The sequence below is a fragment of the Acinetobacter zhairuonensis genome, assembly GCF_022601715.1.
GTDB lineage: Bacteria > Pseudomonadota > Gammaproteobacteria > Pseudomonadales > Moraxellaceae > Acinetobacter.
This window is the reverse complement of sequence record NZ_JAKVIM010000003.1, coordinates 107,682-131,677: the sequence shown is the minus strand read 5'-3', so window position 1 is coordinate 131,677 and position 23,996 is coordinate 107,682. Positions and strand designations below refer to the sequence as shown.

21 protein-coding genes are annotated in these 23,996 nt (G+C 39.7%); 7 read left to right on the top strand and 14 right to left on the bottom strand.

Annotation, left to right across the window (positions count from 1 at the left end; translation table 11 throughout):
* Positions 1-8 precede the first annotated feature (8 nt).
* The 7 genes from rseP to rimO form a co-directional block, all read right to left on the bottom strand.
* Positions 9-1,364 carry an RIP metalloprotease RseP gene (gene rseP / locus MKI85_RS03700; RefSeq protein WP_241625098.1) on the bottom strand — a complete coding sequence of 452 codons (1,356 nt, stop codon included), beginning with the start codon at positions 1,362-1,364 and terminating at the stop codon, positions 9-11.
* 1 nt (position 1,365) lies between these two features.
* The gene (ispC, locus tag MKI85_RS03695; protein ID WP_241625096.1) at positions 1,366-2,562 is read right to left on the bottom strand and encodes a 1-deoxy-D-xylulose-5-phosphate reductoisomerase; all 1,197 of its coding nucleotides are present in this window, start codon (positions 2,560-2,562) and stop codon (positions 1,366-1,368) included.
* Entirely contained in the window at positions 2,563-3,387 is an 825-nt protein-coding gene (locus MKI85_RS03690) for a phosphatidate cytidylyltransferase (RefSeq protein WP_241625093.1), read from the bottom strand.
* 3 nt (positions 3,388-3,390) lie between these two features.
* A complete protein-coding gene (gene uppS, locus MKI85_RS03685; protein WP_241625091.1) occupies positions 3,391-4,143 on the bottom strand; it encodes a polyprenyl diphosphate synthase in 753 nt (250 codons plus the stop codon).
* Between the two features lie 4 nt (positions 4,144-4,147).
* Positions 4,148-4,702 carry a ribosome recycling factor gene (gene frr / locus MKI85_RS03680; RefSeq protein ID WP_241625088.1) on the bottom strand — a complete coding sequence of 185 codons (555 nt, stop codon included), beginning with the start codon at positions 4,700-4,702 and terminating at the stop codon, positions 4,148-4,150.
* Positions 4,703-4,781: 79 nt separating this feature from the next.
* On the bottom strand, positions 4,782-5,510 hold the full coding sequence (gene pyrH / locus MKI85_RS03675; RefSeq protein WP_100242445.1) for a UMP kinase: 729 nt from the start codon (positions 5,508-5,510) through the stop codon (positions 4,782-4,784).
* 49 nt (positions 5,511-5,559) lie between these two features.
* Entirely contained in the window at positions 5,560-6,903 is a 1,344-nt protein-coding gene (gene rimO, locus MKI85_RS03670; protein WP_241625086.1) for a 30S ribosomal protein S12 methylthiotransferase RimO, read from the bottom strand.
* Positions 6,904-7,254: 351 nt separating this feature from the next.
* Between rimO and glnL the strand changes: the two genes are divergently transcribed.
* Entirely contained in the window at positions 7,255-8,364 is a 1,110-nt protein-coding gene (gene glnL / locus MKI85_RS03665) for a nitrogen regulation protein NR(II) (RefSeq protein ID WP_241625084.1), read from the top strand.
* Positions 8,351-9,826: a nitrogen regulation protein NR(I) gene (glnG, locus tag MKI85_RS03660; RefSeq protein ID WP_241625081.1), complete on the top strand. Its 1,476-nt coding sequence runs from the start codon at positions 8,351-8,353 to the stop codon at positions 9,824-9,826. Before glnL ends, glnG begins: the two co-directional genes overlap by 14 nt.
* 45 nt (positions 9,827-9,871) lie before the next feature.
* Here the strand turns inward: glnG and MKI85_RS03655 are convergent, their stop codons facing one another.
* Positions 9,872-10,192, bottom strand: coding sequence for a hypothetical protein (locus MKI85_RS03655; RefSeq protein WP_241625079.1), 321 nt, complete (start codon positions 10,190-10,192; stop codon positions 9,872-9,874).
* Positions 10,193-10,330: 138 nt separating this feature from the next.
* Here MKI85_RS03655 and MKI85_RS03650 point away from each other — a divergent pair, with 138 nt between their 5' ends.
* Positions 10,331-11,230 (top strand): LysR family transcriptional regulator, encoded by a 900-nt coding sequence (locus MKI85_RS03650; RefSeq protein ID WP_241625077.1) that lies wholly within the window; start codon positions 10,331-10,333, stop codon positions 11,228-11,230.
* A gap of 260 nt (positions 11,231-11,490) precedes the next feature.
* Here the strand turns inward: MKI85_RS03650 and map are convergent, their stop codons facing one another.
* Positions 11,491-12,288: a type I methionyl aminopeptidase gene (gene map / locus MKI85_RS03645; protein ID WP_241625075.1), complete on the bottom strand. Its 798-nt coding sequence runs from the start codon at positions 12,286-12,288 to the stop codon at positions 11,491-11,493.
* Between the two features lie 330 nt (positions 12,289-12,618).
* Between map and brnQ the strand changes: the two genes are divergently transcribed.
* Positions 12,619-13,911, top strand: coding sequence for a branched-chain amino acid transport system II carrier protein (brnQ, locus tag MKI85_RS03640; protein WP_241625073.1), 1,293 nt, complete (start codon positions 12,619-12,621; stop codon positions 13,909-13,911).
* A 484-nt stretch (positions 13,912-14,395) separates the two neighbouring features.
* Positions 14,396-14,638 (top strand): hypothetical protein, encoded by a 243-nt coding sequence (locus MKI85_RS03635; RefSeq protein WP_241625072.1) that lies wholly within the window; start codon positions 14,396-14,398, stop codon positions 14,636-14,638.
* Between the two features lie 46 nt (positions 14,639-14,684).
* Here MKI85_RS03635 and MKI85_RS03630 read toward each other — a convergent pair whose 3' ends face one another.
* A complete protein-coding gene (locus tag MKI85_RS03630; protein WP_241625070.1) occupies positions 14,685-15,140 on the bottom strand; it encodes a hypothetical protein in 456 nt (151 codons plus the stop codon).
* A 116-nt stretch (positions 15,141-15,256) separates the two neighbouring features.
* Here MKI85_RS03630 and MKI85_RS03625 point away from each other — a divergent pair, with 116 nt between their 5' ends.
* Complete coding sequence (locus MKI85_RS03625) at positions 15,257-16,120, top strand: alpha/beta hydrolase family protein (protein WP_241625068.1); 864 nt, start codon at positions 15,257-15,259, stop codon at positions 16,118-16,120.
* Between the two features lie 96 nt (positions 16,121-16,216).
* On the opposite strand, the gene MKI85_RS03620 is transcribed toward MKI85_RS03625, so the two are convergent.
* Entirely contained in the window at positions 16,217-17,749 is a 1,533-nt protein-coding gene (locus tag MKI85_RS03620) for a TerC family protein (protein ID WP_241625066.1), read from the bottom strand.
* Between the two features lie 760 nt (positions 17,750-18,509).
* Here MKI85_RS03620 and MKI85_RS03615 point away from each other — a divergent pair.
* A complete protein-coding gene (locus MKI85_RS03615) occupies positions 18,510-18,974 on the top strand; it encodes a MarR family winged helix-turn-helix transcriptional regulator (RefSeq protein ID WP_241625064.1) in 465 nt (154 codons plus the stop codon).
* Between the two features lie 191 nt (positions 18,975-19,165).
* Here MKI85_RS03615 and MKI85_RS03610 read toward each other — a convergent pair whose 3' ends face one another.
* From MKI85_RS03610 to MKI85_RS03600, 3 genes are all read right to left on the bottom strand, one after another.
* A complete protein-coding gene (locus MKI85_RS03610) occupies positions 19,166-21,331 on the bottom strand; it encodes a malate synthase G (protein ID WP_241625061.1) in 2,166 nt (721 codons plus the stop codon).
* Between the two features lie 362 nt (positions 21,332-21,693).
* Positions 21,694-22,842, bottom strand: coding sequence for a cell division protein ZapE (zapE, locus tag MKI85_RS03605; RefSeq protein ID WP_142768914.1), 1,149 nt, complete (start codon positions 22,840-22,842; stop codon positions 21,694-21,696).
* Between the two features lie 81 nt (positions 22,843-22,923).
* Positions 22,924-23,931: an AraC family transcriptional regulator gene (locus MKI85_RS03600; protein ID WP_241625059.1), complete on the bottom strand. Its 1,008-nt coding sequence runs from the start codon at positions 23,929-23,931 to the stop codon at positions 22,924-22,926.
* Between the last annotated feature and the right edge of the window lie 65 nt (positions 23,932-23,996).

Genomic DNA, 23,996 nt, shown 5'->3' with positions numbered 1-23,996 from the left:
CAACGTTGTTATAAACGCATAAAGTCATTAAATAATGCAAGGAGCATCATGCTACCCAGCAGTACCATACCAATTTTTAAACCAACCAATTGTATTTGTTCAGAAACAGGTTTACCACGAATCAATTCTATAAAGTAGTAAACCAAATGCCCACCATCCAACATAGGAATCGGCAACAAGTTCAATATCCCCAAACTCACACTCATGAGTGCCATGAATGAAATGAAAGTTTGCCACCCCATTTCAGCACTTTGTCCAGCGACTTTAGCAATCGTGATCGGACCTGATAAGTTTTCCAACCCAATTAAACCTCGTACCATTTTCACTATAGAATTCAGGATCATGGTACTGATTTGTCCAGTCTTGTCGAAGGCTTTGCCAAAAGCCTCAACAGGACCATATTGAATGGTTTGCTTGTATTCTTGAGGAATAACCACCTTGCCTGGGTTATTTTGCACACCAAGCACGCCAGACACATTACCCATGTTATCTCGCTTGCCTTGTGGCATAACTTCCAAATGCACCAACTGATTTTGACGCAAGACATCAATCTTGAGCAGTTTCTCAGGCGATGCTTGCACCACCTCAACCACATCAAACCAGTCCTTCATCTTGACCCCATCAATTGCAACAATGCGGTCACCCTCCTTCATCCCTTGACGAATTGCCGCACCATCTTCACTCAATTTCATCACAGTTGCAGGAATATGTGGACGATAAGGGATAAATCCAAGACTATCTAAAGGCGATTGATTTTGATCTTTCAAGAAGTTTTGAATTGGCAATTCAAAGGATTTGAGTTGTCCATTTCGATCAGCATCGATATGAATCACACCTGTTTCACCCGCACGATCAACCAGAGCAAAATTAAGTTGCTCCCACGTCGTAGTCTTTGCACCATCAACAGCGGTGATCTTATCACCAACTTGCATTTGTACTGTTGCCGCAGGCGAATTTATTAAAACCTTACCAACACGCGTGTTTAATTGTTCTTGAGCGGGTAAAAACAACACCCAAAATAATAAAACTGCAAAAATAAGATTAATTAAAGGTCCAGCAGCGACAATGGCAATACGTTTCCACGGATGCTGACGATTGAAGGCATACGGCAAATCAGCTTCTGCAACATTGCCTTCACGCTCATCCAGCATTTTGACATAACCACCCAAAGGTAAAGCTGACAATTGATATTGAATGCCTGACTTTTTAGATGTCCACTTCAGAACAGTTGGACCAAAGCCAATCGAATAAACTAAAACTTTAACGCCGAGTTTACGTGCAACAAAATAATGTCCGAACTCATGAATTGCAATGAGCGGCCCGAGCAATAAAATTGCCGCAACAATAATAAACAAGGCATTCATGTTAGCTTCCTTTACCGCTTACAAACTGCTGAGCAATTGATCTGGCAGTTGAATCGACTTGTAAGATTAAATCAATCGAATCAGCAGAACCATTTTCAACCTGATTCAATGTATGTTCTACCACAACAGGTATATCTGTAAAACGAATCTGATTTTGCAAGAAAGATGCCACCGCAACTTCATTTGCCGCATTTAAAATCGCAGGTGCCAAACCACCCGCTTGCATCGATTGGCGAGCCAAACTTAATGCAGGAAAACGAGTCGTATCTGGTTCCTGAAAATCAAGACGATGATTTACAAATAAATCCAAAGCTGGAACATGAGTATCAATACGCTTCGGCCAAGCTAAAGCATGTGCAATAGGAGTACACATATCTGGATTCCCCATTTGCGCCAATGTTGAACCATCAACATATTGCACCATGGAGTGAATAATACTCTGCGGATGAACTACAATTGTTACAAAATGTTCTGAAATTGCAAATAGATGGCACGCTTCAATTAACTCAAGCCCTTTATTCATTAAAGTTGCTGAATCCACCGAGATTTTTTGCCCCATAGACCAATTCGGGTGCTTACAAGCTTGGGCTGGCGTAACACCATGCAGCTGATCTAATGAATGGTTTAAAAATGGACCTCCCGATGCAGTCAACAGAATACGCGACACACCTAATTTCGGCTGCCCATTACGCTCTGCATTTAAATATTGTTCTGGAAGGCATTGGAAAATAGCATTGTGTTCGGAGTCTACAGGCAATAATAAAGCTTGATGATCGCGTGCAGCTTGCATCATCAAGTCGCCCGACATCACAAGTGCCTCTTTATTGGCAAGCAACACCCTTTTACCTGACTTAACTGCTGCCAAGGTCGGCAATAGTCCTGCAGCTCCAACAATCGCAGCCATAACCACATCCACTTCTGGATGACTGGCCACAGCCTCTAAGCCCACCTCATCAAACAAAACTTCAATATCTTGAAGATCTTCCTGTAAAAAAAGTTGTCGTAATTCCTGTTCTTTCACCGAGGGAATCACCACAACTTTAGGTCGGAACTGCTTACAAATTTGTACCAGCTCCTGAATTCGACTAAATGCCGTAATCGCAAAGACAGAATAGTCTTCAGGATGCTGTTGCAGTATTTTTAAGGTACTTTGACCAATAGAACCCGTTACACCTAAGATACAAACAGCTTGTGACATTTACAAATCTACGCCAATAAGTTTTAACACATACATACCCGCAGCAAAGATTGGCGCTGCGGCTAATAATGAATCGATACGATCTAAAACCCCACCATGCCCAGGTAAGATGCGACCAGAATCTTTAATTCCAGCGCGACGCTTGATCATTGACTCAAACAAGTCACCCAATACCGAACTAAACACTGTGACTATAGAGAGAATCAAAAATAAAATATGTTGTGCTAAAGTTAAATCCAGATACAGAATCTCAACCGCAATCACAATAATCATTGAAGTTAAAATTCCACCGTACAAACCCTCTACAGATTTATTCGGACTAACATCAGGTGCAAGCTTCTTGTTACCAAACTTTCGTCCGACAAAATAAGCTCCACTGTCTGCGCCCCAAACCAGCAAGAACAAATACATTAACCACCATGGAGAACTAAACCATAGCGCGAAAATAGCGGTAACGGCTGCAGCAATCAGCACAAAACCCAAGAAATAGAGGCTATTGTTATACCAACCATCATATTCTGGGTAATTTTTCACCCAATAAACACTGACTAACCAAGATAAAATAGAAGCACACCACAATAAAAGTGCAATGTCTTTAAAATATAACGCCAAAGTTGCTAATGCTGCAGTGACAAGCCCGTAGCACCAGGCAAAAGGCTTGATGATTTGATTTGTTTTTCTAGGCATGAGCTTATACCACTCATAGCCAGCAACCCCAGCGGCAACAATCATCAGAATCAACATCGGATACTGTGATTGAGTAGCAAACATACAACTTAGTACAACTGCCACCAATACCAATGCGGTAATAATCCGCTCTAACATTTATTAATTCTCAAATTTATCTTGTTGAATTTGCTCAGACGTTTTACCAAAACGACGCTCACGCCCTGCAAAGACTTCAAGTGCATAATCAAACTCTTGCACACCAAATTCAGGCCATAAAGTTTCAGTAAAATACAACTCTGCATAGGCTGCTTGCCAAAGCAAGAAATTCGACAGTCGATAATCTCCACCTGTACGAATCAGCAAATCTACAGCAGGCAAATCAGACAAACTAATATACTGCCCCATAAGTTCAGCATTAATCTGTTCAACCTCAAGCTTTCCAGCTTTTACTTCTTGAGCAATTTGCTGAGCTGCTTGCGCCATGTCCCACATACCACCATAACTGACTGCTATGGTTAAAGTCATTTGAGTGAACTTAGCAGTCCTTTGCTCGGCATGCAACATTAACTCGCGTAAATGCGGAGACAAGCGAGAACGATCACCAATAAATCGCAAAGCAATTTCAAATCTTTCCATGCGCGGGATTTGCTCATGAATTGTTTCTTCCAACAAATTCATCAGCAAATCCACCTCAAACTGAGGTCTATTCCAGTTCTCACTTGAAAATGCGAAAACAGTTAAGGCTTGAATATTTCTTTTTCGACAATGCTCAACAATCGGATCAAGGACATTTTTACCTTCACGGTGTCCCGCCCCCTTTTGCATTTGCATTTTTTTGGCAAAACGGTTGTTGCCATCCATAATGATGGCAACATGTTTTGGAAGATGTGTAGCGTCTTCAGATGAGGTCATTAATTTAGACCTTCATCAATTCAGCTTCTTTAGCAGCCAAACGTTTTTCAACTTCAGCAACGTATTTATCAGTGATTTTTTGGATATCATCACCTGCACGGCGCTCATCATCTTCAGAAATTTCCTTTTCTTTCAACAATGCCTTGAGATCACCCAATACATCACGACGAATGTTACGAATCGCAACTTTCGCATTTTCAGCTTCGTTACGCGCAACTTTCTGCATGTCACGACGCGTTTCTTCAGTCAGTGCAGCCATTGGTACACGAATCGCATCCGCAGTAATTGGATTGAGACCCAAATCTGATTCACGAATCGCTTTATCAATTGCAGCAACCATTGTGCGTTCAAATGGTTGAATGATTAAAGTGCGTGAATCTTCAACGCCGACGTTTGCCACCTGATTTAAAGGAACATCAGAGCCATAGTAAGGAACCATTACACCGTTCAGAATGGATGGATGCGCTCGTCCAGTACGAACCTTTGCAAAACCATGTTCCAACGAGTCAAGCGACTTGTTCATACGGTCTTCTGCGTCTTTTTTAAGATCGTTAATCATATGATCTTCCTTACTTAATTCTTAAAGATGTAATTACTAAAATAGCGAGTAGTATAAAGAGCTTTCGGGCTCACGTACATTAATTCGTAACGTGAGTCCCTTCTTTTTCACCCATAACCACAGAAAGCAATGCGCCAGACTTGTTCATATCAAACACTTGAAGTGGAACATTATGGTCACGGCACAAGCAAATTGCAGTTAAATCCATCACACCCAATTTCTCATCCAACACTTGATCGAATGTTAAGTGATCATATTTAACCGCATCATCAAATTTGCTTGGGTCTTTATTATAAACACCATCAACTTTTGTTGCTTTTAAGATGAGGCTCGCTTCAATTTCAATACCACGTAAACAAGCAGCAGTATCGGTGGTAAAGAATGGATTACCTGTACCTGCAACGAATACGCACACCTCACCTTGTGTAAGGTGACGAATGGCATCACGGCTAGAATATGATTCCACCACAGTACCAATTGGTAAGGCTGACATTAAACGCGTTTTAATGTTACGACGCACCAATGCATCACGCATTGCTAAACCGTTCATCACCGTTGCCAACATACCCATTTGATCACCCGTTACACGACCAACCAAACCATCTTTTTGCAACTGGCTACCACGGTATAAGTTACCACCACCAACAACAATACCAACCTGTACACCTAAACCAACCAAATGCGCAATTGATAGTGACATTTGATCGAGCACTTGTGCATCGATACCCATGTCTTTATTGCCCGCAAGCGCTTCACCCGAAAGTTTTAGCAAGATGCGTGAATAGCGTGGATTCTTTGAATCTGACATTCCAAACTCCAAATTAACTTAATTTCTATTTTTCTATATATGGATTTACTTAAGCCGATTTCACTCGAATCAACTTCGCAAACAAGTCGTATTCATCTGCATCGGTAATTTCAACTTCAAGCAAATCACCAGCTTTAATCAGATTCTTGTCGATATCTTCGACAAAGACATTTCCATCAATTTCTGGCGCATCCGCATAAGAACGCGCAACTGCAACAGGAAACTCTTCTTCAAGATCATCTACCAATACTGTCATGACTTGACCGATACGCTTTTGGAGTTTTGCAGCAGAAATTTCTTGCTGAACCTCCATAAAACGCTCATAACGCTGTTGTTTAATTTCTTCAGGCACATGATCAGGTAAATCATTCGCTGTAGCACCTTCAACTGGTGAATAGGTAAAGCAGCCTACGCGATCCAGCTGTGCTTCTTTCAACCAATCCAACAACAATTGAAAATCTTCTTCAGTTTCGCCGGGGAAACCGACCACAAATGTTGAACGAATTACCAATTCAGGGCACTTTTCACGCCATAATTTAAGACGCTCTAAAGTATTTTCACTATGGGCTGGTCGCTTCATCAATTTCAAGATGCGCGGACTGGCGTGCTGAAAAGGAATATCTAAATATGGCAAGATTTTACCTTGCGCCATTAAATCAATAACAGCATCAACGTGCGGGTACGGATAGACATAGTGCAGTCGAACCCAGATCCCTAATTGACCCAAGGCTTCACACATGTCGTAAAATTTGGTTTTGACTGGCTGACCATTCCAGAAATCCAGTTTATATTTGGTATCTACACCATAAGCCGAAGTATCTTGAGAAATCACCAAGACTTCTTTAACACCTGCACGTTTTAATGCAGCTGCCTCATCAAGTACTAAACCTACAGGACGTGAGACCAAATCGCCACGCATACTCGGAATAATGCAGAAGGTACAACGATGGTTACATCCTTCCGATATTTTTAAATATGCATAGTGTTTTGGTGTCAGACGAATGCCTTGCTCAGGGACCAAATCAATAAATGGATTGTGCTTTGGTGGCGCAGGTACATATTCATGCACTGCTTCCATGACATCCTGATAAGCTGCCGCACCTGTGACTTTAAGGACATTAGGGTGCATTTCACGAATTTTATCTTCGTCTTTACCCAAACAACCTGTCACAATAACTTTACCATTGGCGCTCATTGCTTCGCCAATCGCATCTAATGATTCTTGTACTGCAGATTCAATAAAACCACAGGTATTAACAACAACCAAATCAGCACCATCATAATCTGATGCCACATCATAACCTTCAGTCTTTAACTGAGTTAAAATTCGTTCTGAATCTACCAATGCCTTAGGACAACCTAAAGAAACAAAACCGACTTTGGGGGACTTCATGAATCTGCACTCCACTAGAATCCGCGTATTGTAAGACTTTTCGATTCATAAAAATAGGTGGTAACTCTACTCTTTCTGTAATGCACCAAAATTAATCCACCGTTTGATTCATATATTTACAATTGCACCAATTTAATGCATTTTAAAAGTTATCTACCCACTATCTTCAGCTTATAATTTTAATAAAGTCCAATTTCAGCGCATTTTTTTAATAAAGGTTCAACTTTGACACGCCAGACTCAAAGTTGGCGTACATTTTGCTTAAATTGCATCAATTACGTTCCAAGATTGGACTATTAATTGTTTTTTGAAGATGCCATTGCGCCATTTTAATACAGGATACCTTCGCTAATGGATCAGCCACATGCTATCGACTATCGTGTTTTGGTGGATAATCTAACTACCGCCATTATGCTTGTCGACAGTAAACTTAATATTTTTTATTTAAACTCATCATGCGAGTCATTGTTTGATATGAGTTTATTACGAGCAAATGGACAGCCTGCCTTAAATTTGCTGCATATGCCAAATGATGAATTTAATACAGAAGAAGCATTATTTAATACTTTAGCTACTGGTCAGCCTTATACTCGTCGTGAAGCTACAATTAATGTCAACTTTAAAGACATTCATGTTGACTACACCGTATCTCAACTCAATGCTGGCAAACCTTATCACCCTTTACTGTTAATTGAGCTAAATCCAATTGATCGGATGCTAAAAATATCCAAAGAAGAAAACCTGATTCAGCAACATCAAGTCGCACGACAACTAATTCGCGGAGTTGCCCATGAAATTAAAAACCCTTTAGGGGGAATTCGAGGTGCAACGCAACTGTTAGCTCGCAGTTTAAACAACCCAGAATATTCAGAATTCACCGACATTATTATCAGTGAAGTTGATCGCCTACGTAATCTTGCCGACACCATGCTCGGCTCACGTCAATTACCAAGCTATGAACCAGTCAATGTGCACGAACCTCTAGAACGTGTGCGCTCACTGATTGCCAATCAAACCAAGAAAAAAATCAAGATCACACGCGATTACGACTTATCTTTACCAGAAGTCAAAGCCGATCGAGATCAACTGATTCAGGTAATGCTCAACATCAGTGTTAATGCCGTTCAAGCCATGATGGAAAACAAAGATTTCTTTACAGAACATCAACCTGAACTGGTTTTAAGAACACGCATTCAACGCTTGGTCACTATTAATGGTGTGTTAAACCGCTCCGCGGTTCGCGTTGACATTGAGGATAACGGACCTGGGGTTCCTGAGGAAATCTTGGAATCCGTGTTCTATCCACTTGTGACTGGCCGTGCCAAAGGCACAGGACTCGGTCTGAGTATTGCACAAAACATTATGCATCAACACAACGGAATGATTGAATGCCAATCCATTCCGGGAAAAACAGTATTTAGCTTATATTTACCTTGGGAGTCTAACCATGTCGCGAAATAAAATATGGGTAATTGATGACGATCGCGCCATGCGATGGGTGCTTGAAAAAACGTTTAAAGAAGAAGGTTTTGATGTCACCAGCTTTGAAGAAGCACAATCTGCTTTAGATCAGCTTGCGGCTGATGCGCCTGATGTCATTCTGACTGACATCCGCATGCCGGGTATTGATGGTCTCACTTTTTTAGCCAAAGTCAAAAGCAATTACCCAGATCTTCCTGTCATTATTATGACAGCGCACTCTGATTTAGAATCAGCAGTGTCAAGCTACCAAACTGGTGCTTTTGAATATCTACCAAAGCCATTCGATATTGATGAAGCCTTAGCACTGGTAAATCGTGCAATATTGCACATTACCAAGCTACAACAACAAGAGTCTGCAAAAACTGCCTCACCAATTCAATCTACAGAAATTATTGGGGAATCTCCTGCCATGCAGGAAGTCTTCCGTGCGATCGGTCGTCTCTCTCAATCTCACATTACTGTGCTGATTAATGGTGAATCTGGCACTGGTAAAGAATTGGTTGCACATGCTCTGCATCGCCATTCACCACGTAGCAGCAAGCCGTTTATTGCCTTGAACATGGCAGCCATTCCTAAAGATTTGATCGAAACCGAATTATTTGGTCATGAAAAAGGTGCATTTACGGGTGCAAATACGCAGCGCCAAGGTCGTTTTGAACAAGCCAACGGCGGTACGCTATTCCTCGATGAAATTGGGGATATGCCGTTTGAAACGCAAACACGGTTATTACGCGTCTTGGCAGATGGCGAGTTCTATCGCGTTGGTGGTCACATTCCAGTTAAGGTTGATGTACGTATTGTGGCAGCAACCCATCAGGATCTTGAGAAACTGGTCAATGAAGGACGTTTCCGTGAAGACTTGTATCACCGTCTTAACGTCATTCGTATTCACATTCCAAAACTTGCGCATCGAAGCGAAGATATTCCAATGCTCGCTCAGCATTTCTTAGCGCGTGCAGGTAAGGAGCTTGGTGTAAGCCCAAAAATCTTGCGCCATGAAACACAAGAATACATGCAACAACTTCCTTGGCCCGGCAACGTGCGTCAACTGGAAAATACGTGCCGCTGGCTTACTGTCATGATTACTGGTCGTGAAGTATATCCAGAAGATCTTCCATCCGAACTCAAACAAATTCCGATTGAGAAATCATCCGAACAAAGCGCAACTTCAAGTTTTGATCGTATCTCTCTACATCATTGGGACGAGTTACTGGGTCAATGGGCAATTCAAAAGCTCAAAAATGGCGAAATGAAAATTCTTGATATTGCGACACCAATGTTTGAACGTACACTGATTAATGCCGCACTCCAACAGACTCGTGGTCGTAAACGTCATGCTGCGGAACTGTTAGGTTGGGGGCGTAACACGCTAACTCGCAAACTCAAAGAACTTGGCATGGATACAGCCGACGACGATATTGAAGAAGAAATCGAAGGCTAAGCCTTAATGCAAAAACAGCTCCTTTTATGGAGCTGTTTTGTATGACTAGACAGCAAAACCTGTATAGCGATACATATTTTCCACACCTAATTCTGAACGAACCAAAATAGCTTGATCAAAATCAACCTTCTGAATTTCATCATAGACACTGGCAGATTCATCATCATGAATTTCATCGACTGAACGCCACATTTTCTGTTCAAAGCGGTCTGATACAAACTCAAAGCCCAAATCCATTGCAATAAATAAAGTATGCTCACAAGGCTGAATATATTGTTCTTCCGACCAATCCACAACGGCGTGCTGGCAAATTGGACAACAGATATTGCTTTCGGCTGAATCAATTTCAATGATTTGTTGGTACATCTTTTTTCAACTGTAATCTCTTAATTGTAGTCTAAAGGATAGCATCAAGAAATTACATGAAATACATACGTTTTTAAAATTGACAATATGCAACATTAGCACTAAATTTTAAAAATCGTTGCATAAATGGAATTATAGATGCTCTCTGACTTAGATGATTTTTATTGCTTTGCTTTAGTCGTAGAACATGGTGGCTTTAGCGCTGCAGAACGGGCGACCGACATCCCCAAATCCAAACTGAGCCGTCGCGTTTATAATTTAGAAGAACGTCTTGGCGTGCGACTCATTCAACGCAGCTCACGACATTTTGCAGTCACTGAAGTTGGCATGAATGTTTATCGCCATGCTCAAGTCATGATGAATGCCGCACAGGCTGCTCATGATTTAGTCGATCATTTAAGTGTTGAACCACGAGGCGTCATTAAAGTCAGCTTGCCCGTTTCTATTGCACAAAATGAAATGACAAAAATTCTGCCTAGCTTCTTAAAAAAATATCCAGAAATTAAAGTACAGCTCTTGGTTAGCAATCGTCGTGTGGATGTCATCAATGAAGGCATAGATTTAGCCTTGCGCGTTCGGTCCAATCTAGATGATGATCCAAGCTTAATCTTAAGAAAATTTGGACTCATTGAGCAGCATCTATTCGCCAGCCAAGCCTATCTAAATGAATTTGGCGAGTTGAAACAACCTGAAGACTTAGCACAGCACCATATACTCAGTATGGTTGATGAACACCTTGATCAGCAAATTATTGTGCACGACAATCAAAATCATCAAAAGAAAATTAAAGTAAATCCTGTGGTCATGGGTTCTGATTTAATGATGTTGGCGCAACTGGCGAGACAGAATTGCGGTATTGCCCTATTACCTGATTCTATTGCGCAAGACTATATTAAAACAGGTGAATTAGTTCGTGTCTTGCCCGACTGGAAAGCACCGCACGGTATATTCCATGCTGTCTATCCATCACGTCGAGGGCAACTTCCTGCAGTACGGGTATTTATCGACTATTTGATAGAACACCTGAGTCATAAGTAAAATATATTCAAAAAAAAAGCTTATCCGAGAAGGATAAGCTTGAAACTTAAAATAAGAAACTACAGCTAGAATCTTGGAGTGCATTATATAGATCGCACAAAATTTCATCAAATATAAAAAAACGATTAGTTCAACTGACTAATATTCACTCAAGCTAGAGAATAGTAACTTCAACCCTAAATATTATAGAAATTAGCTATTAATCCCCGCAATAAGACAGAAGTTAAGACTTAAGTCTAAATTCAACCTTCATTCAGTTGTCACTTGATTTCAGGATAATCACCTGTTCCTTCTGGCCACGGGGTCAACAATTCAAATCCTGTATCCGTAACTGCAACCATATGCTCCCATTGCGCAGAAAGCGACTTATCCACGGTCACTACAGTCCAACCGTCTTTTAACTCTTTCACCGTTCCGCGACCTATATTCACCATCGGCTCAATGGTGAACACCATGCCTTTCTTGAGTTTTAAACCTTGCCCTGGCTGACCATAATGCAAAACACTTGGTTGTTCATGATAAACCTTACCAATCCCATGCCCACAGTAGTCCTTGACAATACTAAAGCCCTCACGTTGCGCCACAGACTGTATCGCAAAACCAATATCACCCAAAGTTGCATCAGGTTTAACAGCTTGAATTCCTGCTAGCATGGCTTCATAGGTTGTATCCACCAGTTTTTTGGCTTCCGGTTTCACACTTCCCACATAGTACATTCGGCTGGTATCACCAAAATACCCATCTTTAATGATCGCAACATCAATATTAATAATGTCTCCATCTTCTAAAATACGGGTTGCAGATGGAATTCCGTGACAAACCACTTCATTCGGAGAAATACAGGTGGTTTTGGTATAGCCATAATAACCAATATTTGCAGGAGTCACGTTTAAGGTATTCACAATATAATCATGGCAAATATCATCAAGATATTCTGTACTTACACCAGGTTTAACATGCTCGCCAATCATTGCCAAAACTTGTGCAGCCAGACGTCCAGACACACGCAGTTTTTCAATATCTTGCTCAGTTTTAATCACTACTGAAGAAGCCAGCATATCCTCACCCTCTTAAATGATGCAGGCATTATAATCCTTTTCATTTAAAAATGTTGCTTAACACACTCACTCTGCCTAATCACTAGAGTTCGCAGCCAACCCCAAAATGCAAAACAACAGCAAGATTAACCCCATACACGATGATTTTTTTAACAAATTTCTAAACATATTGTTTAGCATTTTTTCATCCATTTTCAGCAATATAATTCGACCATTGAATAAATCACAGAAAAGACTGTATAAAAAAAATTCATATTACATATAAAAAATTTTCCCAAGTCCTTATTTTTCTACTAGAATCGCCTGTTTTTAGTCAATGCATCTCCTGATATGACGAATCTTCGTACTCGAGATATTATTGCCTTGGGTTTTATGACCTTTGCTCTGTTCATTGGAGCAGGCAATATTATCTTTCCACCTATTGTTGCCCAACAAGCAGGTGAACACGTTTGGCTTGCAGCTGCAGGCTTCCTTGTCACTGCCGTGGGTTTACCTGTAATCACGATTATTGCCCTTTCACGTGTAGAAGGCTCAATTCAACTATTGAGTTCCCCACTTGGTAAAGTAGCAAGTTTAATCTTGACCGTTGTCTGTTATTTGGCTGTAGGACCGCTCTTTGCTACGCCACGTACAGCAACAGTTTCTTATGAGATTGGTTTTTCATCTTATTTTGGCACTTCAGCAAATAGCTTATTTATTTATAGCGTTATTTATTTTGCTATTGTGACACTTGTTTCACTCTATCCAAACAAACTCTTGGATACGGTTGGACATTTCCTTGCACCAATTAAGATCATTTCTCTTGCTGTGCTCGGTATTGCTGCATTTTTAATCCCAGCAGGTTACATCCCGCCTGCAATTAATAATTATGTCGCCAGCCCTGTCTCTGAAGGTTTTGTGAATGGCTATCTCACCATGGATACGCTAGGCGCACTGGTTTTTGGTATTGTGATTATTCATGCGATCCATTCACGTGGTGTAACGGATAAGAAGTTAGTTACCAAGTATGCTGTAATTGCTGGCTTAATTTCAGGTGTAGGTTTAACGCTGGTTTATCTCAGCCTATTTAAACTCGGTCTTGGAAGCCACGAAGTTGCTCCAAATGCAGCCAATGGCGCAATCATTTTACATGCTTACGTACAACATGCATTCGGCGACCTAGGTTCAATCTTCCTAACTGGTATGATTTTCCTTGCCTGTATGGTCACTGCAATTGGTCTGACTTGCGCTTGTGCAGAATACTTCTCAGAATTAACTAAAATCCCATATAAAATTTTAGTCTTTGTTTTAATTGGATTTTCTCTACTCATCTCCAACTTAGGTTTAACTAAACTGATTGCAGTTTCAGTACCTGTATTGTGTGCGATCTATCCGCCTGCAATTGTTGTGATTATGCTGAGCTTCTTTGCAAAATTCTGTAAAAATCCACCAGCAGTTATTGCACCAGTCACAGCAGTATCTTTTCTCTTTGGTATATTAGAAGGTCTTAAAGCAGCAGAACTGAATGCTTTTTTACCTGAATTTGTTCAACATTTACCTCTGAATGAACAAAATCTTGCATGGCTAATCCCATCTTTGCTGGTCTTAGTTATTGCAATCATCTGCGACAAATTTAGAAAATAATCTTTCGATTTGTTATTAAAATCCAATTTTACCCAAATTAGATTTTATATGTGACCAATAAAAGTCGGTTTTACCCAAATCTACCTTTATTGTTTACTTTTCGCAGAAATGCAATAACATGCCCTGCATGTATCACACCAGCGATACGTCTCGTTTTATATTCCCTCAATCTGGTCTGTTTCTTGCTTTATTCGACTTAAGCACTATTAAGTTTTTTCGTATATCGAATTAGGCTAAGTGTCAGGCGATGAAGCTCATATTGATGACATTTGCCCCCATACAAATGTACAAGGTAGCATTACCTAATAAAATATGAACTATTCATAAAATAAACAATTTCCCATATAAATTTTTATATTAGTAATAGTTTTTCGACAAAATAAAGGTATTAACTATTGAAATACCCCTAAATTCGAAGTACAACATTACTAACCAATCCGACTAAAACACTTAGGTTTCAGTCAAATTCATAGGAGGGATGGAGATGTTATCATTACATTTCAATAAGCAAGTCTTCATTAACGCTCTGAAGGCAAATAAAAACATGGTCACCTATTTAAGCACTACCGTGGCCCTGATGCTTACTTTGCTATTTCATGGATTAATTCAAGGGCACCTTAAAGCGGAATATTTTGCCTACGCGCTTTTTGTCTCTGCCGCCTTTTATGGTTGGGCCGCCATTGACCAGAGGTTCCGTGCTCAAAAGAAATCCAAGTCCACCGATTAAACAGATGGATGATTATTCATCCATCTTTAAAACCAAATTATAATTATTAAAAAAGATATAGCCCTGCTCCCAAGATCAACATTCCTGTCGCAAATAACTCACTCAACACCAATAAGCACATACAAAAGGTCATCACACTTTTTGGCAGAATTCGTTTTCCTAGCCGATGTGGTTGTTTAAATTGATTATACGTATCTTTTAAAAAGCCATGCAAAACATAACTTAAAATCGAAGCACTAAAAAAGAATACATTCAGTAAAACAAAGACCAAATTCCACAACTCTGACCAGACTGAAAATGCAGCCAAGACTGCTAAAATTAAACTTGCAGGTGCATATAACAAGCTACTTCGGTGCGCAATATCCACATAATAATGCGCTCGTGCTTGTGACGATTTCCTGATCTGCCAGTATTTCCAAACCCCTGTGAACATGCCCACCCATAAAAATAACCCACTAAAAATAATCGCCAGCTTCACAGCAACAGAAAAATATACAACCATTTAACAACCCTATTTAAGAATTTCATACGCTTATCAGACTTATAAGTCATACTTTTTACAAGTTTCTTTTTGGAACTTAGCTAAAGTATTGAGAGACAGCTCTTGAAACTTTACTCATGGACACTCAAGTTAAATCCTTATACATACATTGTGCGGATGGCTATAAATTAAGTGCAAAGCTTTACCCAAGCCAAGTGAATTCCGACAAAGCCCTACCCATCTTAATCTGCCCTGCTACAGGTATTGTTAAGGAATTCTATCACTCCTACGCCGAGTGGCTGAGTAGCATGGGCTATAGCGTCATGAGCTTTGACTTTAGAGGCATTGGTGCCTCGTTACATGGTCCATTACACCTATCTGAAGCCAGTATTGTCGATTGGGGACAACTCGATATCACTGCTGCAATAGATTGCCTATTGGAACAAACTCAAGCTTCTCAAGTCATTTTACTGGGTCATAGTGCAGGTGGTCAGCTACTTGGCATCTCCCCCAATTACCCGAAGGTTGCCAAAGTGATTGCAGTATCAGGTTCTACAGGGCATATACATGGCTTGAAAGGCAAGACCAAATTACTCGCCCCAATCATGTTCAATTTACTTTTCCCAATCTCCAGCAAGCTAAAAGGATTTGGTGCTACCAAAATAATTGGTATGGGGGAAAACCTGCCTAAAAAAGTTGCCAAACAATGGGCTGAGTTTTGTGGGACACAAGGTTATGTCATGCATGCTGTTAAAAAGGAACAACTACCGAACTATCACGATCAAATCACTTGCCCAATTACAGCAATTTGGGCCTCTGATGATGAAATTGCCACCCAATCCAATGTACAAGCGCTACTCAAACTTTACCCGAATGCTGAAACATCCATGATTGAGCTAATACCTCAACAGTTTCAATATAAAAGTATTGGACACATGCAGATGTTCCGAAAATCACATTGCAACCTTTGGGATGTGATTGAACAACAGCTACGCAACTAGTTTTTCCATCAAGCTGCACAACACTCCAATCTGACTTGATGGACTTTTTATTCAATAAAAAAGCCCGAACTTTCGGGCTTTTTTTAACAAACTTAATTAATGGCGATACATAATCGTGACATATTTAATGCGATTATCTTCCAGTTCCGTCACTTCGAAGTGAACACCTTGATAATCCAACTTCGTTCCGACTTGAACATCGCCTTGGGTTTTATCTAAAAGTAAACCCGCAACACTCATATAACCTGCATCATCTTCAACTAAATCCAGCATACCCAGTTCTAGTTCCAACTGATACAAATCTAGCATTCCAGAAGCTTTCCAAGTTTCATCGTTAATTTTAACCAGATCTAACTGTTCATCTGCGTCCGGGAATTCACCCGCAATCGCTTCAAAAACATCGAGTGGTGAAATTAAGCCTTTCACATTGGCAAATTCATCTGTTACAAGAACCAATGAACCCTTAGACGTTCTTAAGGTATTAATCGCATCAATCACTTTCATCTTCTCAAAAATGAAAATTGGACGTTGACGCTTAATTAATGCCTTGAGTTCTTCTTCACCATCATCTAGCACATCTAATAATTCTTTAGCACGCACTACACTAATGACTTTATCCAAGCTGCCACGGCAAACTGGAAATAAACTGTGCGGCACTGCAAGCACCTGCTCACGGATTTTTTCAGGCGTATCGTTTAAATCAATCCAAGAAATTAGATTACGCGGTGTCATAATCGATGCAACTGAACGCTCTGCCAAAGTCAAAACACCACCAATCATGTAGCGCTCTTCTGCCGCAAATGCCTCATGTGCTTCAATTTGCTGAGCACCCAATTGCGATGACTCAACTTTGCCACCCATGAGCTTTAAAATAGAGTCTGCAGTACGATGGCGCAAAGGAATCTTAGATTCATGTTTAGCTACATTACGTTTTGAGTACTGATTAAAAGCTTCAATCAGAATTGCTACACCAATACCCGAATAGATATAACCCTTCGGAATATGGAATCCGAAACCTTCAGCTATCAGGCTAATCCCGATTAATAATAGGAAGCTTAAACACAGAATGACCACCGTTGGATGACGGTTTACAAAGCTGGTTAATGGCTTGGATGCAAATAGCATCACAATAACTGCAATGGTCACCGCAGCCATCATCACATAAATATTATCAACCATACCAATTGCGGTAATGACTGAATCTAGTGAGAAAACTGCATCCAGAACAATAATCTGCGCAACAACAGCCCAAAAGCCCGCATATACAACAGATGAAGTGGATTTAATTTCTGGCTTACCTTCCATTTTTTCGTGCAATTCGGTAACAGCCTTATACACAAGGAACAGTCCACCAAAGAGCAGAATCAAATCACGCCCCGAAAAGGATAAATCGGCAATTTGGATAAGCGGTTTGGTCAAAGTAACCAACCAAGAGATCACGGACAATAGTCCTAAGCGCATAATTAATGCGAGAGAAAGACCAATAACACGTGCTTTATCACGTTGTTCTGGTGGAAGTTTATCTGCCAAAATGGCAATAAATACTAGGTTATCAATACCTAAAACAATTTCTAATACAATTAAGGTAAGTAATCCTACCCAAATTCCAGGATCTAATAAGAATTCCATTATTTACCCACCTCAAATAACTCAAGGCGTAATTTCAATAAGCTAGACCTGCACGGCGACGGATCCATGTAAAACCTCTTTTCGACAATAGATTGTTTTATTATGCATACTCTCTCCATTTTGTAATTACTTTTTTTAATTTTTTTACAAATCATAAATTTACATTTGATTTTAAGAAGAGATTAAAATATCATCAATGGATACAATTCAAGTACATTGACCAAATTGATTGTAACAAAACTAAAAAACCGAGCAGTCACAATTTTTTTTGATTATTTTAAATAGGAACTACATCACAATAAAGCTTTGTTATACATAAATATTTAAATGATTAATGTGTCAATTTTTATTTCTGATGGTAGTCGCATCAGTTAAGTTTAGTTAACAAAGAGAGTTTTCAAATGATTTTTTTTCACTAAAATGAACACTCAAATGGATTTGCAGATCATTTTTTAAACATATTTAAATTAATTGAATTGCTTATCCTAACTAATTTCACGTGTAGGATTTGATGCTGCGAGCAATATAACCCCATTAAACTTCAGCTCAATCCACACAAAACAATGACCTAAATCATAGCAGTGCTTATTGAAATTAACATCTTTAAATCAGCACTTTAAGGAACACGATTTAGTCATATTTAAATAGAAATACACATCTTGTTGATTTCTAATTGACTATTTCATCACAGTTATATTGCCTATTGCGAGATATTTCTCATAAAATTAAGCAATATAAAAATAAATGACGGGAATCACATATGACTAAAAAGTATGCGAAATTTTTACCTACAACTGATGACTTCAGCCTAGACAACTTTCCTTTTTTCTGGGTAACACAGGTTTATTCGCAGCATGTACAAAAGGTCGATCAGGTCCTCAAAAAGTATGGCTTGGATAATTCTCGTCGTCGCATCTTAATTGCATTAAAATCTAAACCAAATGCTAGCGTCTCTGATCTTTCAGACATGGTTGTGTCCAAAATGTCTACAACCACCAAAATTGTTTATCGCCTAAAAGATGAAGGCTTAGTCAACACCTACTCATGTGAAGATGATGCACGTATCACGCGCGTGGTACTTACAGATAAAGGACATGAGATGGCGCATAAGATTAATGACTTAACCAGTGCTGTGTTGGAGCAATCCTTTGAAGGCTTAACTCCACTTCAAATTGAAAAAATGATGGATAGCCTAAAACATATTTTCAATAACTTAAATCGATAAAATTTAAGTTTTCTTAAAAACAGGTCTTTTATATCAAAAGTCCTGTTTTTTTATTTCCATACCCACCAATTTTTTCATTTAAATTTCAACTTTTAATTTCTATCTTTAAAAACTTTCTCAAAACTCTCATACAAATTCACAAATAAAAAAGCCCCCAAAAGGAGGCTTTTTTATTAACAAAGACGGCTAACTTAGTCGCCTGTATAACCTTTTAATTTTAAACGCGCAGCGTGCAATAATGGCTCTGTATAACCAGAAGGCTGTACACCCCCTTTAAAAATAAGGTCAGATGCAGCTTGGAAAGCAATATTGTTATCAAAGTCTGTTGCCATTGGTGTATACAATGGATCATCAGCATTTTGACCATCAACAATCTTCGCCATACGCTTCAACACTTCTTCTACCTGTTCACGCGATACGATACCGTGACGCAACCAGTTCGCCACGTGTTGAGAAGAAATACGTAATGTTGCACGGTCTTCCATTAAACCAACATTGTTGATATCTGGAACTTTAGAACAACCAACACCTAAATCAACCCAACGAACCACATAACCCAGGATCCCTTGACAGTTATTTTCAAGCTCATTGTTAATTTCTTCAGCTGACCAGTTAGTATTTGGTGCAAAAGGAGGCGTTAACAAGTCATCCAATGAAAGCATTTCTTCAGTTTTCAACTGATCTTGACGTGTTTTCACATTTACTTGATGGTAATGCATTGCATGAAGTGCAGCACCTGTTGGAGATGGTACCCAAGCACATGAAGCACCAGCATTTGGATGTGCAGCTTTAGTCGCCAACATATCTTTCATGCTGTCTGGCTTCGGCCACATGCCTTTACCAATTTGTGCCTTGCCCTGCAAACCACACTCTAAACCAATTGCGACGTTACGGTTTTCGTATGCTGCAATCCATTTCTGTGTTTTAACAGCTTCTTTACGAACAACTGGTGCAGCTTCCATAGAAGTATGGATTTCATCACCAGTACGGTCCATAAAGCCCGTGTTAATAAAGATAGTACGGTCTTTAGCAGCTGCAATACAGTTTTTCAAGTTCACTGATGTGCGACGCTCTTCGTCCATAATACCAATTTTTACAGACTTCGCTGGCAGACCAAGCGCTTGTTCTGCACGCTCAAAAAGTTCAACAGCAAATGCAACTTCTTCTGGACCATGCATCTTCGGCTTAACGATATACATCGAGCCTTTACGAGAGTTTTTGTTCTCGTTTTGACCACGAATATCAGCAATTGTAAGCAATGGTGTTACCAGTGCATCCATGATGCCTTCAAAAATTTCTTCACCATCTACAAGTACCGCAGGGTTCGTCATTAAATGACCAACGTTACGAAGAAGCATGAGTGAACGACCATGTAATGTCGTAGTACCACCAATTAAGTTCTTAATGGTACGGTCTTTATTCAATGTACGCGTAACGGTTTTACCATTTTTCTCGATAGACTCTTGCAAATCACCCTTCATTAAGCCTAACCAGTTACGGTAGCCTTCAACTTTCTCTTCTGCATCAACCGCTGCAACAGAGTCTTCTAAATCCTGAATGGTTGTGATTGCAGCCTCAAGCACTAAGTCTTTAACACCAGCAGCATCAGTTTTACCCACTGGGCTGGTTGCATCAACTTCAATAATGGCATGCAAACCATTGTTCAAGAGAACAACTTCTGATGGATTAGTTTCTTCACCATTGAAGCCAACAAATTGTGCTTCATGAGCCAAACCAGTTGTAGAACCATCTTTAAGGGTTACAACCAATTTGTTATTTTCCACTGCATAACGTGTTGCATCAGCATGCGAACCTTGTGCAAGCGGGAAAGTTTCATTTAAGAAATTCTTAGCAAATGCAATAACTTTGTCGCCACGTACTGGGTTGTAGCCTTTACCTTTTTCTGCGCCACCTTCTTCAGAGATCACATCAAAACCGTAAAGTGCATCGTAGAGTGAACCCCAACGTGCGTTTGCCGCATTTAAGCAATAACGTGCATTACGTACAGGTACAACCAATTGTGGTCCTGCCAATAATGCAATTTCTTCATCAACATTTTCTGTGCTGATCTGGAAATCTTCTACTTCTGGTACCAAGTAGCCAATTTCTTTTAGGAAAGCTTTGTAAGCTTCTAATTCAAATGTGTTGTTGCGGTGCCATTCATCAATTTTAGCCTGAAGATCGTCACGCTTTGCCAAAAGCGCTTTATTTTTTGGGCTAAGATCGACAACAACTTGCTCAAAGTTTTTCCAGTATGTTTCGCTGTCCAAACCAGAACCTGGTAAAGCTTCATTCTCGATGAAATCGTAAAGTTCTTTAGCAATCGCTAACTTACCTTTTTGAATACGTACAGTCATTGTCTTTCCTGATATTGCTACTTTTTATAACAAGAGATTCTAGTATACCGATTTATACTTTGCTGAATAGTAATATCACATTCCTAAATAGTAAGCATTTTCTTGAAAATAAATATTGACATCATCAAATAAAATGCTGATTAGTGTGTATTATTACTTCCATGAATACTCTATTTACAGTGTATTAAGTTTTTAAAATGTCGAAATTAGACTTAAGTTCAGAACATTTATCAAACTCATCCCAATTACTTATTTTCATTTCTTGTTTGAACTGACGCATTTTCCATATACAAGCAAAAATGTTGATTTAACATACAATACTTTCGCCCATAAAAAAACGCCATTTGATGGCGTTTCTTTGCTTATTCGTTAAAATCTTTGGCAGATTTCTCAATCAGTCGGTGTTCAGAATGCAAATAATCATCAGATTGCATTTCCAGTAAGCGTGAACGCGTCCGTTCAATTTCAAATGCCAACTTTTCACCTTGATAAATATCAATGATCGTATCTTCCGAAGTCAGCAATAATTTGACTCCGCGGTCATAAAACTCATCCACCAAATAGATAAATCGACGTGTTCCTTCAGAAAGGTAATCAGTCAAATGCGGAACATTACTCACCAATACTGTATTATAGATATTTGCGATTTCAATAAAATCCGCAGGACTTCGTGGCTTCAAGCACAACTCAGAGAATTCACACCACAATACATCTTCAGTATGACCAATAGTTTCAACGAGACGACTGTTGATTACTATCGGCTCTTGTGACTGATGCTGTGTTTGTGTCAATGCAGTAAAACGCTGTGCAATCCAAACTTTATGGTCATGCGTCAAAGGATGTTTAAACAATTGTGCCTGCTTTAATACACGCAACCGGTAATCTACACCTGCATCCACATTCAAAATGACACAGTTTTTCTTCACCATCTCAATGGTCGGGATAAAACGGTCACGGTGAATACCATTCTTATATAAACCATCTGGAGCAATGTTTGAAGTCGCCACTAGCGTTACACCACGACTAAACAATTTCTGGAATAAATCACTCAGAATCATTGCATCGGTAACATTGGTCACAAAGAACTCATCGAAACAGATAATCACTGACTCTTTATAAATTTGGTCCGCAACCGCATCCAAAGGATTACGCTGACCAGACAATTTATTCAGTTCACGATGCACATATTGCATAAAGTGATGAAAATGCATACGCGTTTTACGACGAAATGGAATCGAATCATAAAACTGGTCCATCAACCAAGTTTTACCGCGACCAACACCACCCCACATATACACACCTTGCGGAGAAGTCTGACGACGAAAACGACGAAAGGCTTTTTTCGACGCCTTATAACGCTGAATCAGTTCCTGCCAGACCCGATCTAATTCATGCACAGCTTGTGCTTGCGCTTCATCAGGCATAAATTGCCCAGAAGCCAAGGCTTGCGCATAACGTTCAGCTGGTGATAAAGGTGCAAAGGCAGTGCTGTGAAGATTTAAATCCGACATATCTTGATTACTATTTTGGTCTGACGAAAGTATAACGAAAATTAGGGAACAATAAATAAAACTTTGGCATGAGTATCCGCACTACTTGGAATATTGCCGAGGACTACGTCCAAACCAGCGTTTAAAAGCATGATTAAATGCTGCTGGTTCAGAATAACCCAATAATTCAGCAATCATTTCAATGGTATACTCCTGATATTCAATCAACCTCAACGCCTTTTCTTTAATCAACTGCTCTCTAATCTGCTTATAACTGCTATTTAACTGTTGCAACTGATGCCTCAATGTACGCTCAGGAATATGCAAGGCTTGTGCTGTTTCTGCCATGGTCGGTATTGCACCCTGTTGTAAATCTAGATAATCATGAACACGTTCAACCAAATCGGGTACGCTAGACTGCTGCGCCAAACGTTTCATTTCAGCCTGACACTTATAATCATAAATCCGAAACGTCATTTGATCCGCCGATGGGATATGAATATCCAGCACAGACTCATCAAACCAAAACGCTGCATAAGGCTGTGAAAACACAATATCCGAACCATAGTACGCCTGATACATTGCCAGAATGCCAGAATCTTCAGGTAGATCAAATGGTAGCTCTACCTTAAGCTGAGGCACACTCAACCCCATCTTTTTATACAGCTCTTGAATAAATTTATAAGTCCCTGCCAATTCCGATTGTGCACGAAACATATTCAATTCATCTACCAGATCATCTGCGTGATAACACAACGCGACTTGATAATTTTGAAACTTAAGACTGAGTTTTGCTGTCAAATGGGTTAAGGGCTGATATGCAATCACTCGCTCTAAAGCAATTCGTATCGTGTCACTCGTGACCAGCAACATCAACAATGGACCATATCCCGCTAAAGCATAATGCTGCCCAATATATAAACCTTGCTCAGCAGAAACTTGCTCGGACAATACTTTTAAAACATCACGCTCTAATCGCGGATGAATAATTGCAGCAGGGTCCAACGCATCCACACTCAAGCCAATTCCTTGTAACTGCTGATCAACATCAATCCCAGCTTTACGCATCGCTTGTATTAAATACATAAGGCTGAGAATAGATCTTTTCATATTTGTGACAATATTGGTGTGAATCCATTTTTTAACCCAATTTGGTGCATTTGAAAATTGCCGAA

Bases quoted from the DNA above. Each gene is read 5' to 3' on its own strand.
- glnG (WP_241625081.1), top strand. From the start codon at position 8,351: ATGTCGCGAAATAAAATATGGGTAATTGATGACGATCGCGCCATGCGA.
- MKI85_RS03610 (WP_241625061.1), bottom strand. From the start codon at position 21,331: ATGACTGTACGTATTCAAAAAGGTAAGTTAGCGATTGCTAAAGAACTT.
- ispC (WP_241625096.1), bottom strand. From the start codon at position 2,562: ATGTCACAAGCTGTTTGTATCTTAGGTGTAACGGGTTCTATTGGTCAA.
- glnL (WP_241625084.1), top strand. From the start codon at position 7,255: ATGGATCAGCCACATGCTATCGACTATCGTGTTTTGGTGGATAATCTA.
- MKI85_RS03615 (WP_241625064.1), top strand. From the start codon at position 18,510: ATGACTAAAAAGTATGCGAAATTTTTACCTACAACTGATGACTTCAGC.
- MKI85_RS03600 (WP_241625059.1), bottom strand. From the start codon at position 23,931: ATGAAAAGATCTATTCTCAGCCTTATGTATTTAATACAAGCGATGCGT.
- MKI85_RS03650 (WP_241625077.1), top strand. From the start codon at position 10,331: ATGCTCTCTGACTTAGATGATTTTTATTGCTTTGCTTTAGTCGTAGAA.
- frr (WP_241625088.1), bottom strand. From the start codon at position 4,702: ATGATTAACGATCTTAAAAAAGACGCAGAAGACCGTATGAACAAGTCG.
- MKI85_RS03655 (WP_241625079.1), bottom strand. From the start codon at position 10,192: ATGTACCAACAAATCATTGAAATTGATTCAGCCGAAAGCAATATCTGT.
- MKI85_RS03635 (WP_241625072.1), top strand. From the start codon at position 14,396: ATGTTATCATTACATTTCAATAAGCAAGTCTTCATTAACGCTCTGAAG.
- map (WP_241625075.1), bottom strand. From the start codon at position 12,288: ATGCTGGCTTCTTCAGTAGTGATTAAAACTGAGCAAGATATTGAAAAA.
- uppS (WP_241625091.1), bottom strand. From the start codon at position 4,143: ATGACCTCATCTGAAGACGCTACACATCTTCCAAAACATGTTGCCATC.
- MKI85_RS03690 (WP_241625093.1), bottom strand. From the start codon at position 3,387: ATGTTAGAGCGGATTATTACCGCATTGGTATTGGTGGCAGTTGTACTA.
- MKI85_RS03620 (WP_241625066.1), bottom strand. From the start codon at position 17,749: ATGGAATTCTTATTAGATCCTGGAATTTGGGTAGGATTACTTACCTTA.
- MKI85_RS03630 (WP_241625070.1), bottom strand. From the start codon at position 15,140: ATGGTTGTATATTTTTCTGTTGCTGTGAAGCTGGCGATTATTTTTAGT.
- MKI85_RS03625 (WP_241625068.1), top strand. From the start codon at position 15,257: ATGGACACTCAAGTTAAATCCTTATACATACATTGTGCGGATGGCTAT.
- rseP (WP_241625098.1), bottom strand. From the start codon at position 1,364: ATGAATGCCTTGTTTATTATTGTTGCGGCAATTTTATTGCTCGGGCCG.
- pyrH (WP_100242445.1), bottom strand. From the start codon at position 5,510: ATGTCAGATTCAAAGAATCCACGCTATTCACGCATCTTGCTAAAACTT.
- rimO (WP_241625086.1), bottom strand. From the start codon at position 6,903: ATGAAGTCCCCCAAAGTCGGTTTTGTTTCTTTAGGTTGTCCTAAGGCA.
- zapE (WP_142768914.1), bottom strand. From the start codon at position 22,842: ATGTCGGATTTAAATCTTCACAGCACTGCCTTTGCACCTTTATCACCA.
- brnQ (WP_241625073.1), top strand. From the start codon at position 12,619: ATGACGAATCTTCGTACTCGAGATATTATTGCCTTGGGTTTTATGACC.